The sequence below is a fragment of the Stutzerimonas stutzeri genome (assembly GCF_019090095.1).
In the GTDB taxonomy this organism is placed as follows: Bacteria; Pseudomonadota; Gammaproteobacteria; order Pseudomonadales; family Pseudomonadaceae; genus Stutzerimonas; species Stutzerimonas stutzeri_AN.
In genome coordinates, this window is record NZ_JAGQFP010000002.1 from 847,997 (window position 1) to 861,401 (window position 13,405).

A 13,405-nucleotide genomic window follows, 5' to 3' on the forward strand; every position below is an offset into this window, starting at 1 on the left:
GCCCATGGGCGTCGCGTTGCGCCAGTTACGTGAGTTCGTGGTAGGTGCGCCCGTGCGCCGCGGAAAGGGGCGGCTGGCTACCTGGCGATTGCGCTGCCGGTTGGCAGGTAAAAGCCTGTTGGCTTTCTTGTTCGCCGCAAATCGCCATATACCCATTACGTCATGCGACGTCCTGCTGATACATCCCTCACGTAAATCGTACGAACAGGGGAGAAAAAAGGCTTTCTTGCAAGCGTTGAAGATCAATGGTCTTCACGTTGAGGAGTTCATCGAAGAGTCAGATGGTGTGCTGATTCGCACTCGGCAGTTTGTCAGGCCTGCCAAGCCAGTCCCGTTCCTGCTGTACTGGCATGCTGCGCATGCAGAGTTTCTTCTGCGACGTTATCGGGCCAAGGTGGTATTGACCGAGCGAAACGGATGGGTAGTCCCAAGCTTCATTAAGGTGCTACGCAGTGAAGGCATGCGAGTGATGCATCTGGCGCATTCAGTGCCGTCAGGTCAGTCCAGTCGCTATGACTATTTCGATTACGACTACTATCTCTTGTTTGGCAGAAGCTCCTATGACTACCTTTCTTCGTTAGGCGAGGCTTTTGGTGAGTGCAGCGCTGTCTATGCGGGACCATACTATTTGACCGACCAAAAAAAAACCGTCCGGGTCGAAAGCGATAACAGGCGAGCCCCACGTTTGTTATTTCTCGGCTCGGGACCGGAATACGAGCAAACCGAGTCCTATCAGCAGTATTGCAGGTGGGTCGTGGCCTGGCTTCACCAACATCGAGACGCAACGCTTTCGGTGAAGCTTCATCCGCGCGGGCGAGGTTATCCATGGCGGGACCACGCAGGGAATTTCGAGCGGATCGCTCTGTTGACTACAGGCGAGACGCTTGAGCAATGTGCCGGGCACTTCGATCTTGTGTTGTGTGGCTATACGAACGCCGTCTTGGATGTAGCTCGTGCTGGTGTTCCTTTCGTGCTGCTCGGAAAGGACGAGGATTTTTTTTCTGTTGCTCGATTTGGGTTGCCAAGAAGCCTTTCCGAAGCCCAGTTGCCGTTCTGTGTAGATCAGGTGCTCGCTGAACCGGAAAAGACGAAAGAGCGCTTGTCCGAGTTTCTGAGCTACCACATGTGCCATGCCGATAAGCCGCTTAGCTCTTTGGTGGATAGTGTGCGAGCCGTGGCGAACGGCTCGGAGCCTGTTGGTATTCGTTTATCTGCCCCGTCTCAAAAATATTAGACTATTTATGAATGTAGTGTTTCTCGGCTTGGCTAAGCACCAAATCCAATACTTCAGCGACCTTCTTGAAAATTCGGCACTGGCTGGCACCGTTGTCACGCCGGATACGTTACCTCTTCCATCGATTTCCGGGCTGCGGCAAGCATTACGTCGAGTGGAATGGAGGCGGTTGGTACAAGAGAAATGCAGCGAGCGGGCGACGAAAGGTCGGTATCATGGCGCTGTGTATCGGTTTTTGCTCATGCTTGAGATGCTGCTCATGGCGCTCCGCTTCGCTCGGTTACTGCGTAAGGAGCGGCCCGATGCGGTTGCAATGTGGAACGGTAGCCACCGCTATTGCGAACTCCTCACGAGCATGTGTGAGGAAAATGTGCTGAGATTGTATTTCGAGAATGGACTGCTTCCTGGGACTACAACACTTGACCCCCAGGGCGTTAATTATCGCAACTCGGTACCAAGGGATCCGGAGTTCTATCAAAGTTATGCGGAGCGATACCCTGACCGGCTCCGGGCGGGGCAATCGGTGTCGCTAGTTCCACGAGACGCAAAGCGTCAAAGCAAGTCCGTTGAGCTCCCCAGTGGCTACATCTTCATCCCGTTTCAAGATGATTGGGATACGCAAATTCGGCTGTTCTCACCTTGGATACATAACATGCGCGAGCTGTTCTCTTTTGCAGAACTGGTTGCTCAGCGCAGCGGAAGAGTCGTGGTGCTGAAGGAGCATCCATCGAGTCGAGTAAAATACCCCGATCTTGGAAAGCGTGCTTCAGATAGGGTCATTTTCGCCAACGGAAACTCGACACAAGAATTAATCGAAAAGGCTGACTGCGTTATTACAGTCAATTCCACAGTCGGCCTTGAGAGTATTTTGTTGGCGAAGCCTGTGTTGGTTTTGGGCGAGGCTTTCTATGCTGTCGAAGGCGTTGCAGCCAGGGCTCAGAATGCGACAGAGGCTCTCGCTTTGCTGGAAAAGCTACCCGCCTGGGGGCTCAGCGAAGAGATGCGACAGGCATTCATAAGTTATCTTCGGGATGAATACTGCGTGCCGGGCCGTTGGCAAGACGCAGGTCCGGAACATTATGCAACGGTGGCTAGGAGAATTGAGGCCTTAGCAGCATGATTCTACCCTCGTCGCTCCATGCCCCCTTGCGAGTATTGCTCGCGATCGGGCTGTATCTACAGCTTGCGGGGATTTGCTTTATTTCTGATGGTAGTCGTTACGCTACCATCACAAACTTAATGCTATTTGCGCCGGCACTCGCCGCGCTCGTTTTCGGTAAGCAATTATGGCCGCCGTTGAATAGAGCTTCGTTTAGCGTGCTAATGGCCCTGTGTTTTTGGGTAGCCCTTGTTTCTGTATTCAACGAGGGGAGCGTTGGCGAACCCTGGAAATGGCTGCGGTTGCTTCTCTATGTATATCTCTATGTGTTAGCCATTGGCGTGGTGATGCAGGACAGGACTCTCTGGCGAATCATGCTTCTGTTTGTTGTCTTTACTGCGGCGGTATTTGCCTGGCTCAGTCTGTTTCAAGCGCTCTTCATCGATAACCGAGGCTTTGGCTTTCGAGCATTCAGGCTGGATTCATGGAATAGCCACAAAATGGCAGATTTTGGGAATCCGATCGTATCTGCTTTGTACTTTGGTGTCGTGGCGATCATGGCGCTCTGCCTGTCGCTACGCGAAAAAGGTGGGATCAGGTTCTCGTTGCTAATCGCGTTTATTGGCGCTTCCGCGTATTGCTATTTTACTTACTCGCGAGGGGTCTGGGTCGGCCTCTTGATTGCAATTGTAGCTTATTTGGCAGTTTCGCTCACCCCGCGACAGTTTCGCATGCTGCTTTGGGTGGGGGTTCCCTTAATTATTGCGGGACTATCACTTCTCGCGAGCGTGGACGGGATAGACGCAAGTTATCGAGACGAGATCTTCTGGCAATGGTCGTCCAAGTTGAGCGAGTTTTGGTTTTGGGGCGCTGGAGCGGGGGCTGATCCGAATATCTGTATCGAAGGCATTCGGCGTTGTTTCAATCAAGCACACAGCCTGTACCTGCAATTCTTTTACGAATACGGATTTCCTGGTCTCCTGCTTCTGCTTGCGTTAATCGGTACCCTTCTGTTGGGTGGATGGCGCAATCGATCAATCCAAGGCTACGCCTCTCTGGGCCTGGCGCTTATGGTCTTCGTTATCGTCGTCTCTATCGCTAATTACTATGTGATTCTTCTGCGTCCAAGTGTGTTTTGGATCGTTTTTTGGCTGCCAGTCGCAATACTTATGTATGAAGGTGCAGGTGGCGGGCGATCGGAGGTTAAGTAGCGTCAATGTTAAAAAGCATGAAGCGATACTGGTGTATAGAGATTCTGGGCGGAAGCCAAAAAGAGTTTTCTTGGCGTCGGCTCAGGCAGAAGTATAAAAGAAGCAATCGCTATGCTTATTTGTTCTGGTTTCGTGCTGCCTACGTGCTTCACGCCGAGGGAGGGCGCTTTTGGAAGCGACGAGCCAAAATACTAAACGAGCGAATAAGTCGAAAATACAACGTTGAAATAATGCTTGGCGCGACAGTCGGCGAGGGTTTATGGATTGCCCACCCTTCCGGTATTGTGATTAGCGCATATTCCAAGATCGGGAAGAATTTCAAGGTCTGGCAGGGGTGCACTGTCGGTATCAAAGGTGGTGAGGGGGAAAAATCAATACGTATAGGGGATAACGTAAGTCTTTGTGCTAATTCTTGTATTATAGGTGACGCTATCTCAATTGCCGATAATGTGGTGGTCGGGGCAATGACGTTGATTAATAAGGATATTACCGCTCCTGGTGTCTACTTTAACAAAAGGGAGTTGGTCGGGCCTGGTTGCGGAGGCGAAATACAGCCTTAAACAGTTTAGGTTTCACTTGGTCCTCGTTTTTTTTCTAGAGGCGCCGCATAAAGCTCGATGAGTTCCTCTATGGGGAATTGTTCAAGCTTCTTTCTTTTTAAGTGGTTGCGTAAATGACTGAAGTTTCGGTGGATAAGGTTTTTTCCTAGAGGGCTGCGCTTCTTCTGCAGATCTAGAACATCAATCAGACCGAGCGATCCGTTAGGAAGCAGGATAACGTTTCCGATATGCAATGATCGGAAATAGATGCCATTTTCGTGAAGCCTTCTTATAAGGTGGGCTAGCTCCGGTAGGTGCTGTTTTATAAGGCTTGGATCGGCGCGGAAAATAGATTCTATCGAGGCGCCAGGCAGCGGTTGGTATAAGCAACCGCTCAGGCCATTACTCTTGTCAAGCCAGAACATGTCCATGATTTCAGGTACGTTGAAGCCCGAGTCACGCAGAACGGCAAGATTCTTTGCGAAGCGTTGTGCATAAGGAAACAAGCGAGCCAGGAAGGGGCGCCGGCGAGTGTAGAAGACTTTCAGAAAACTCCCGTCTGCCAGTGCCAGAACTTTGGGTCCGCGCGCATCCTTTTCCAGTACCTTTCCTTCCGTCAGCCAGCTTTCCAATTCCTGCGCTGTTACAATCCGCATCTTGTTCCTCTAGCCAGTCGTATGGGGCATGCCGAATGGCCAATTCTACCCAGCAATCCAGTGTCACGGTGTACCTGCGGTTGCTGCGCTACGTAATTCCTTACTGGGGGCTATTCGCGATCAGCCTCGTTGGCTTTCTGCTCTTCGCCGCTACCCAGCCGATGCTGGGCTACATGCTGAAGTTTTTTGTCGATGGTCTGAATAACCCGGATGCCAGCCTGTTCGCCCAGGTCCCGCATCTTAACGAGGTGCGCTGGCTGGCTCAGCTCAAGCTCTTGCAAGCCGTTCCATTGCTCATCATCCTGATCGCGCTGATGCAAGGCATTGGGTCGTTCCTGGGGAATTTTTATCTCGCCAAGGTTTCGCTCGGCCTCGTGCATGATCTGCGAGTCGCGCTATTCAACAACACCTTGACCCTCCCCAACCGTTATTTCGACAGCCACAACTCCGGGCATCTGATCTCGCGGATCACCTACAACGTCACCATGGTCACGGGCGCAGCGACCGATGCGATCAAGGTTGTGGTGCGTGAGGGCATGACGGTGATATTTCTGTTCGCCACGCTGCTGTGGATGAACTGGAAGCTCACCCTGGTGATGCTGGCGATCCTGCCGGTGATCGGCTTCATGGTCTCGAGCGCCAGCAAGAAATTCCGCAAACAGAGCAAGAAGATCCAGCTCGCGATGGGCGATGTGACGCATGTCGCATCGGAAACCATCCAGGGCTATCGCGTCGTGCGCAGCTTCGGTGGCGAGCCCTATGAGCGGGCCCGCTTCCTGACGGCTAGTTCTGAGAACACAGCCAAGCAGTTGCGTATGGTCAAGACCAACGCCGTTTACACGCCGAGCCTGCAACTCGTTATCTACAGCGCCATGGCGGTACTGATGTTCCTGGTGTTGCTGCTGCGTGGTGATGCGTCTGCTGGGGATCTGGTCGCTTACATCACACTGGCGGGGCTACTGCCCAAACCTATTCGCCAGCTATCGGAAGTCAGTTCGACGATCCAGAAGGGTGTAGCTGGCGCAGAGAGCATCTTCGAGCAGCTCGACGAAGAGCCAGAAATCGATCGGGGCACGCTCGAGCGCGAAGCGGTCAGTGGCCATCTTGAGGTGCGTAACCTCGACTTTGTCTACCCAGGCACCGACAAGCGCGTGCTGCACGACATCAACTTCACCGTCGAGCCTGGCCAGATGGTGGCCCTGGTCGGGCGCTCTGGCAGTGGTAAGTCGACGCTGGCCAACCTGATCCCACGGTTCTATCACCATGAGGCCGGGCAGATCCTGCTTGATGGCGATGATGTCGAGTCCTATACGCTGCGAAATCTGCGCCGGCATATCGCGCTGGTCACCCAGCAGGTGACCCTGTTCAACGATACGGTGGCCAATAACATCGCATACGGTGATCTGGCCGGCGCGCCGCTGGACGATATACGACAGGCCGCACGTGATGCCTACGCCGATGAGTTTATCGAGCAGATGCCTGACGGTTACCAGACGCTGGTCGGTGAGAACGGCGTGTTGCTGTCTGGCGGCCAGCGCCAGCGTCTGGCGATTGCCCGGGCGCTGCTGAAGAACGCGCCGGTGCTCATCCTCGACGAGGCGACGTCGGCGCTGGATACCGAGTCCGAGCGGCATATTCAGGGTGCGCTGGACCATGTCATGAAAGGGCGTACCACGCTGGTCATCGCCCACCGGCTGAGCACCATCGAGAAGGCCGATCTGATCCTGGTGATGGAGCAGGGACGTATCGTCGAGCGCGGAACGCATGCCGAGTTGCTGGTAGCCAACGGTGCCTACGCCCGGCTGCACGCCACGCAGTTCAAGGACGAAGCAACCGGCGAGCAGGGGGCCTGATGTTGCAGTTCCTGCAGAGCTGGCGTGAACGCGGCTGGCGGGTCATCGATGCGGCGACCTATGCGCAAGCCTGGCACCGTTATGGCGGCAGTGTGGCGACGCATCCGGAGGTGGTCGAGCGTCTGGCCCGCCTCGCCGATATTCCGGTGCGCTACCTGGGCTGGGAACACCAGGGGGAGTTGGTTGCGGCGGTTCCTTGCTGGGGGCGCTATCTGGCGTTGTCCAAGGATGTGCTGAAGAAGACCGGAAAACGTGGCCTGTTCGATTTGGGTAATGCCGAGATCATTCTTCCAATCGCCGAGCAGGCCTGCGTACCAGTGCGCCAGCGCCTACGCTATGTCTCCGAGCTAAACGCTGGCCGCATCAGTGCATTGCGTGAGCAGCCGGAGGGGCTGGCGCTGGCGCGCGAGCCGGAGGACTACTCCAAGAAGTTTCGCTACAACCAGCGTCGCGAGCAGCGTCTGCTGGAGGAGGCCGGAGGCGTGTTGCGTCCGATGCTGGAATACTCGGCGGCGGACCAGGCCTCGATGTATGCCGATCTGTTCCAGCGTCGCTGGAATTTCGAGGCGCCTGGCAGAGGCCATCTGCAGGAGGTCTTCGCGTTATTGCGTGAATTCATGACCGGCTCGGTGGTGTTGCTCGACGAGCAGCCCATCGCCATTCAGGTGCTCTACCGGGTCGAAGCGGCGAAGTGGGTGTCCATTGAATACATCAATGGCGGCGTCGATCCGCAGCAACGCGATTTCAGTCCGGGCAGCGTGCTCAGCTTCGTCAATACCCAAACGGCCTGGGCCGAGGCCCGTGCATTGGGCAAGCCGCTGCGCTATTCCTTCGGTCGTGCGGACCGCGAGTACAAGGATCGCTGGTGTCATCGCGTTCCGGTCTTCCAGGTATGACTCATGAGTGCACGCAAACAGCAACTGCTTAAACGTCACCGCAAGCACAAGCGTATCGCGCTCCTGGTCGCGTTGACGCTGCTGTTACTGATCGGTGCGCTGTTCAGTTGGTGGCTGGTGCCGCCATTGGTCCTGCTGGGGTGGGTGGCGCACGAAGCCTGGTTCGCCGACCACCTGTTCTATCGGCCGCAAGACGATTACCGCTACGACTTCCCGCCAGAGGCGCGACAGCTGGCGGTTCGGCTCGAGCAAGGGCGGCTGCGAACCGCTGCCGACTGGGCGGATAGCGACACGCTGATACTCGAGGTCCGTATCAAGGCGAACTGGCTCGGGCGCTTTCTCGATCCGCAGGTGCACATCGGCGATGACCGCCAGGACTTCGAGCGAGGTGTCGATGGGCGACGGTATCTGAATCTCTCCGGACAGCAGAGTGCGCTGCGTGCCGGCACGCTGAGCATCCATGGGCGCCATTGCCGGGTCGAAGCCGAGGCCACATTGCACGTCATGGCTTGTGCGGACTATGCCGAGCGCCGACTGCTGGTTATCGCGCCGCATGCCGACGACGCCGAACTGGCGGCGTTCGGGCTGTACAGCCGGGCCCGCGAAGTAGTCATCGTGACCCTCACCCAGGGCGAGATCGAAGCCGGCCGCTATCGCCGCCTCGGACTCGACGCTGCCGCTGCGGCGCGGCTCAAGGGGCGCTTGCGTAGCTGGGACAGCCTGGCCGTGCCGTTGTGGGGTGGTGTGCCGCCGCAACGTTGCGTGCAGCTGGGGTACTACTGCCTGCAGTTGCCGGCGATGGCCGAGGCACCCGAGCAGGCGTTCGGTTCGCGCGAATCGGGCGAAGCCGATATCCGCAGCGTGCGCGGCAACAACCCGCTGCGATTGCCCGGTGACGACGATGGCCTTCCCAGCTGGCAGAACCTGCAGGCGGATCTGCGCGCGCTGCTCACGCATTTCAGGCCCGAGGTGGTGGTGACGCCGCATCCGGAACTGGATCCCCATGCCGACCATGTCGCCGCCACGCGCGCGTTGTGTCAGGCGATCAAGGAGGGGGACTGGTTGCCGGAAGCGCTGCTGCTGTATGCCAATCACCTGCACGATAATGACCGCTGGCCAATGGGGCCCGCTGACGCCGGCGTGGCGTTGCCGCCGGCCATCGAACCGCTACCGGCCGAGCCGTTGTGGAGCCCGCTGCTGGATGCCGACACGCGGCTGGACAAGGCCATGGCGCTCGGCATGCAGCATGACCTGCAGGGCCGATTGCCGCTCAAGAAGCGCCTGCGTCGACTGATCCAAACGGTACTGGCCGGCCGTCGCTGGCCGGCGACCGGCGATGACGAGTTTTTCCGCAAGGCGGTGCGCCGGCACGAGCTGTTCTGGGTGCGCAAGCTATGACGCCGCCCCGCTGGCCCAGGCTGGCGGCAAGCGCACGCATGCTATGATCGCCGCCGTTTTTTCTTCTTCACCGGAGCCGCCATGAAACTCTCCATGCCCCGTTTCGACCAAGCCTCCGTACTGGTGGTTGGCGATGTCATGCTCGATCGTTACTGGCATGGCGGTACCTCGCGCATTTCACCGGAGGCGCCGGTTCCGGTGGTCCGGGTCGATCAGGTGGAAGATCGGCCGGGCGGTGCGGCGAACGTGGCGCTGAACATTGCGGCGTTGGGTGCGCCGGCCACGCTGGTCGGTGTGACGGGCGTCGACGAGGCGCGGCAAAGCCTGGCCGATAGCCTGGCGGCCGCCGGGGTCGGCGCGCATTTCCAAACCATCGAGCATCAGCCGACGATCATCAAGCTGCGCGTCATGAGCCGTCATCAGCAGTTGCTGCGGATGGACTTCGAGGAGCCCTTCGAAACCGATCCAGCGGCGTTGCTGGCGCAGGTCGAGGGGCTGCTCGACGGGATCAAGGTGTTGATCCTCTCGGACTACGGCAAGGGCGCGCTGCGCAACCATCAGGCGCTGATCCGGGCCGCGCGCCAACGCGGCATTCCGATCCTGGCCGACCCCAAGGGCAAAGATTTCGAGATTTATCGAGGCGCATCGTTGATCACGCCCAACCTCGGCGAATTCGAGGCGATCGTCGGCCACTGCGCTGACGAGGCCGAGCTGGTGACCAAGGGGGCCGAGCTGATGCGCAACCTCGAGCTTGGCGCGTTGCTGGTCACCCGGGGCGAGCACGGCATGACCTTGCTGCGACCGGAGCATTCGCCGCTGCATTTGCCGGCACGGGCGCGCGAGGTGTTCGATGTCACCGGCGCCGGCGATACCGTCATCTCGACGCTTGCCGCGGCGATTGCGGCGGGTGAGGAATTGCCCCACGCGGTGGCATTGGCCAATCTCGCGGCCGGAATCGTCGTCGGCAAGCTGGGCACTGCATGCATCAGTGCACCTGAGCTGCGTCGTGCCGTGCAGCGTGAAGAGGGCTCCGAGCGCGGCGTGATGACGGTCGAGCAGTTGCTGACGGCGGTCGAAGACGCGCGTGCCGAGGGCGAGAAGATCGTTTTCACCAATGGGTGTTTCGACATCCTCCACGCCGGCCACGTGACCTATCTGGAGCAGGCCCGTGCGCAGGGCGATCGTCTGATCGTCGCGGTCAACGACGATGCCTCGGTGAGCCGCTTGAAGGGGCCGGGGCGACCGATCAATTCGGTGGATCGACGCATGGCGGTACTGGCCGGCCTCGGCGCGGTAGATTGGGTCGTCTGCTTCTCGGAAAATACCCCGGAAAATCTGTTGGCGCAGGTCAAGCCGGACATACTGGTCAAGGGTGGCGACTACGGTGTCGACCAGGTCGTCGGTGCCGATCTGGTCACCGCCTACGGTGGCGTCGTCAAGGTGCTCGGGTTGGTAGAGAACAGCTCCACCACCGCAATCGTCGAGAAGATCCGCAGCCGCTGAGGCGCGCCAATGCGGTCGGTCCCGTCCTCGTCGGTTCGGGTCGGCCGCTAACGGCTAACGGCTAACGGCTAACGGCTGCGCTGGTCGTGCCGATCCAGTCGCGCCAGCGTATCCGCTCGTCGCGCACCACCCACTCATGCTGCGGTGCAAAACTTTCTGACAGCCACAAGCCTCGCGTACTGGCCGGTACCGGCAGGCCCTTGCGCAGTGTCAGCAACGAGGCGGTAGGCCGTCCATGCTGCAACGGAATCAGGTAAAGATCAGGGCGGCTACGATCCAGCTGGGCCACCAGCTTGCCGTCCTCGAGGCGCTCATCGACATGGAACAGGCTCAGCTCGCGGGTCTCTTTCGGCAGCTCCAGACGCATGTCATAAACCAGCTGCAGTGAGGCGGTAGGCAGGTGCACGTAAGCCCTGGGGCGTTCCATGAGCGTCATTTGCCCACACTGGACCGGCCGGGCCGAACCGGACAGCGACGCCAGGTTGAAATGCACGGCTTCGCGGTAACGCAGGCTGCCCTGATAAGGCGCCGGTAGCCAGATGTCGCCGAAGCGCCCCGCGAGCCAGCCCTCCGGCGTTTCAAGCAGGCATTCTTCAGCCACTTCCTGGATGGCGGTGAGCAGCGGCAGGCTGAGTTCGTGCGCCGGTACATAGCCGGAAATCAATTTCAGCACGATATCGCCGCGGTCCACGCGCTGCTGGCGCACCAGCACCCAGTATTCCTGGCCCTGCCAGCTGAGTGTCAGGCGCACCGAGACACCGAGATTGGCCAGCTCGAGACGGAAGCTCGACGGATCCTCGACATCCACCGGGCGCCGGCGTTCGAGCACCTCGGAAAAATTCAGCGGACGGCCCAGGCTCTGATAGCGCAGACCTTCTGCGCTGGCCTCGACGAGCAAGGGCAGGGTCTTGAACGCGGTGGGATTCTTACGGATCAATACGCGCGGCATTCGGCTCCTCCTGTCGTTCGGCGGCCGTAGAGGCCGCGATTATTGTTGTTGGGACAAAACGGCTGCAGCGGTACGCACGTTATCTGACAGATGTTGCGGGTTGATGGTGCCGATGATGGCGGCGCCGACGCCTGGATGCGCGAACAACAGCTCGAAGCTGGCCCGTACCGGGTCAGCGCCCGGCGCCAGGCAGGCATGACCGCTGGCCAGCGCCTTTTTGATCAGGATGCCCTTCGCGTGGCTTGCAGCGTAGTCGAGCACCGGGCGCTCGGCCTGCTCGTTGAGGTTGTAGGTGACCATGGCGCAGTCGCCCTGTTCGAGGGCGAGCAAGCCGCCTTCGACCGTCTTGCCGGACAGACCATAGCCGAGAATCTTGCCCTCGCGCTTGAGCTCGGCCAGCGTCTCGTATACGCCGCTGTTACGCAGCACCTCCACGTCATGACCATCGGAATGCACCAGCACCAGTTCGATCCTGTCTGTCCGTAAGCGGCTGAGGCTGCGTTCTACCGAGAGGCGGGTATGCGCCGGGGAAAAGTCGAAACGCGATTCACCGTCGATAAACTCCTCGCCGACCTTGCTGACGACCACCCAGTGGTCCCGCTGGCCTTCGAGTAACGGGCCCAAACGTTGTTCGCTGACGCCGTAGGCGGGCGCTGTGTCGATCAGGTTGATGCCCAGCTCGCGCGCGAGGCGAAGCAGTTGGCGCGCCTGCGCATCGTCAGGGATGCGGAAGCCGTTGGGATATTTCACGCCTTGATCGCGGCCCAGCTTGACGGTGCCCAGCCCCAATGGGGACACGCTGAGCCCCGTGCTGCCCAGCGGCCGATGCAGATCGTGGAGGGTTTCGCTCATGACAGCAGCCCCTGCCAGAACGGTCCGGTGACCGCCGGGCGCGGCAGTTCCGGAAGGACGGGATGCGGCTGAGGGCGAATGCCATCGCGGACCAGTGCGGCCTGCACGCGATCGGCGAAGTCGGGCGACAACGCCAGCTTGGTCGGCCAGCCCACCAGCAGCCGGCCCTGGTCGGCGAGGAAGGCGTTGTCCGGCCTGGCCAGCGCCGACTGGGCCGGTTCGGCGCGATCGATACGCAGCGTGGCCCATTGGGCCGAGGTCAGGTCGATCCAGGGCACCAGTTCGGCCAGCTCCTTCTTTGCCGCCGCAATCTGCGCCGCTTCGTCGCGGGCGACTCCGTCGGCCTCGGCCAGGTCGCCGCCCAGGTACCAGAGCCATTGGCCGTCGGCCGTCGGATGGCTGGTCACGGTGATCCGTGGCTTCGAGCCGCCACCCAGGCAGTGTGCATACAGCGGTTTCAGCGTGGCGGCTTTGACCAGCACCATGTGCAGCGGGCGCTTCTGCATGGCCGGCTGTGCCAGGCCCAGCGCCGTCAGGAGTTCGGCGTTGCCGGCACCGGCGGTGAGCACGATGCGCTGGGCCTGGATGGCGCGGCCATCGACGATCAGCCCGGCCAGTTCGTCGTGCACCCAAAGTGGCTCGATCCGCTCGGCCTTCAGCAGGCCTGGACCGGCCAGCTCCGCCAGCCGTTGAATCAGGCTGGGCACATCCAGCACCAGCTCGCTGAGGCGGTAGACCTTGCCCTTGAATTTCGGATCCTGCAGTGCCGGCGGCAACTCGCTGCCCTTGACCTGATCGACTCGCGAGCGCACCGCCTTGCTGGCGAAAAAGCTGGTGAGGTTGCCGGTCAGCGTACCGGGCGACCAGAGGTAATGCGCATCGGAGAGCAGGCGCACCCCTAAAAGGTCCAGCTCCCCGTTGCCTTGCAGCGCTTCGCGCCAGCGCCGCGGCATATCGGCGATGGCCTCCGACGCACCCGTCAGCGCGCCGCCCAGGGCGTACTTGGTGCCGCCGTGGATGATGCCCTGCGACTTGACGCTCTGCCCCCCGCCGAGCGCGCCCCTGTCCACCACCAGGGTCGAATAGCCTTGCTGACGCAAGCGTGCGTTCAGCCACAGGCCGGCGACGCCACCGCCTACGATCAGGACGTCGGTGCTCAGGGAATCGGACATGGACGGACCTCGTTGTGAAATCAGGCGGGCAGTATAACCGCTT

The 13,405-nt window shown here is 59.6% G+C and carries 12 protein-coding genes; 8 read left to right on the forward strand and 4 right to left on the reverse strand.

Features of this window, described 5'->3' with window-relative positions:
• Positions 1–4 precede the first annotated feature (4 nt).
• The 4 genes from KVO92_RS13460 to KVO92_RS13475 are packed head-to-tail and all read left to right on the forward strand — an operon-like array spanning position 5 to position 4,104.
• A complete protein-coding gene (locus KVO92_RS13460; RefSeq protein ID WP_254621434.1) occupies positions 5–1,234 on the forward strand; it encodes a hypothetical protein in 1,230 nt (409 codons plus the stop codon).
• A 7-nt stretch (positions 1,235–1,241) separates the two neighbouring features.
• A complete protein-coding gene (locus KVO92_RS13465) occupies positions 1,242–2,354 on the forward strand; it encodes a capsular biosynthesis protein (RefSeq protein WP_217476131.1) in 1,113 nt (370 codons plus the stop codon).
• Positions 2,351–3,544, forward strand: coding sequence for an O-antigen ligase family protein (locus KVO92_RS13470; protein WP_217476132.1), 1,194 nt, complete (start codon positions 2,351–2,353; stop codon positions 3,542–3,544). The genes KVO92_RS13465 and KVO92_RS13470 overlap by 4 nt, the downstream gene beginning before the upstream one ends.
• A gap of 17 nt (positions 3,545–3,561) precedes the next feature.
• The gene (locus KVO92_RS13475; protein ID WP_254621435.1) at positions 3,562–4,104 is read left to right on the forward strand and encodes a serine acetyltransferase; all 543 of its coding nucleotides are present in this window, start codon (positions 3,562–3,564) and stop codon (positions 4,102–4,104) included.
• A 5-nt stretch (positions 4,105–4,109) separates the two neighbouring features.
• On the opposite strand, the gene KVO92_RS13480 is transcribed toward KVO92_RS13475, so the two are convergent.
• Positions 4,110–4,739 carry a toluene tolerance protein gene (locus KVO92_RS13480; RefSeq protein WP_217476134.1) on the reverse strand — a complete coding sequence of 210 codons (630 nt, stop codon included), beginning with the start codon at positions 4,737–4,739 and terminating at the stop codon, positions 4,110–4,112.
• 35 nt (positions 4,740–4,774) lie between these two features.
• On the opposite strand from KVO92_RS13480, the gene msbA reads away from it, so the two are divergent.
• The 4 genes from msbA (at position 4,775) to hldE (ending at position 10,389) form a co-directional block, all read left to right on the forward strand.
• Positions 4,775–6,592, forward strand: coding sequence for a lipid A export permease/ATP-binding protein MsbA (msbA, locus tag KVO92_RS13485; protein ID WP_217476135.1), 1,818 nt, complete (start codon positions 4,775–4,777; stop codon positions 6,590–6,592).
• Positions 6,592–7,488, forward strand: a complete 897-nt coding sequence (locus KVO92_RS13490; RefSeq protein ID WP_217476136.1) for a GNAT family N-acetyltransferase — start codon at positions 6,592–6,594, stop codon at positions 7,486–7,488. The genes msbA and KVO92_RS13490 overlap by 1 nt, the downstream gene beginning before the upstream one ends.
• A gap of 3 nt (positions 7,489–7,491) precedes the next feature.
• On the forward strand, positions 7,492–8,886 hold the full coding sequence (locus tag KVO92_RS13495; protein ID WP_217476137.1) for a PIG-L deacetylase family protein: 1,395 nt from the start codon (positions 7,492–7,494) through the stop codon (positions 8,884–8,886).
• 81 nt (positions 8,887–8,967) lie between these two features.
• The gene (hldE, locus tag KVO92_RS13500) at positions 8,968–10,389 is read left to right on the forward strand and encodes a bifunctional D-glycero-beta-D-manno-heptose-7-phosphate kinase/D-glycero-beta-D-manno-heptose 1-phosphate adenylyltransferase HldE (protein ID WP_217476138.1); all 1,422 of its coding nucleotides are present in this window, start codon (positions 8,968–8,970) and stop codon (positions 10,387–10,389) included.
• 61 nt (positions 10,390–10,450) lie between these two features.
• Here hldE and KVO92_RS13505 read toward each other — a convergent pair whose 3' ends face one another.
• Genes KVO92_RS13505 through KVO92_RS13515 form a run of 3 tightly spaced genes read right to left on the reverse strand, consistent with a single transcriptional unit; the run spans position 10,451 to position 13,362 of the window.
• Positions 10,451–11,338 (reverse strand): metal ABC transporter ATPase, encoded by an 888-nt coding sequence (locus KVO92_RS13505; protein WP_217476139.1) that lies wholly within the window; start codon positions 11,336–11,338, stop codon positions 10,451–10,453.
• A gap of 39 nt (positions 11,339–11,377) precedes the next feature.
• On the reverse strand, positions 11,378–12,190 hold the full coding sequence (locus tag KVO92_RS13510) for an aldo/keto reductase (RefSeq protein WP_217476140.1): 813 nt from the start codon (positions 12,188–12,190) through the stop codon (positions 11,378–11,380).
• Entirely contained in the window at positions 12,187–13,362 is a 1,176-nt protein-coding gene (locus tag KVO92_RS13515; RefSeq protein WP_217476141.1) for an NAD(P)/FAD-dependent oxidoreductase, read from the reverse strand. The genes KVO92_RS13510 and KVO92_RS13515 overlap by 4 nt, the downstream gene beginning before the upstream one ends.
• Between the last annotated feature and the right edge of the window lie 43 nt (positions 13,363–13,405).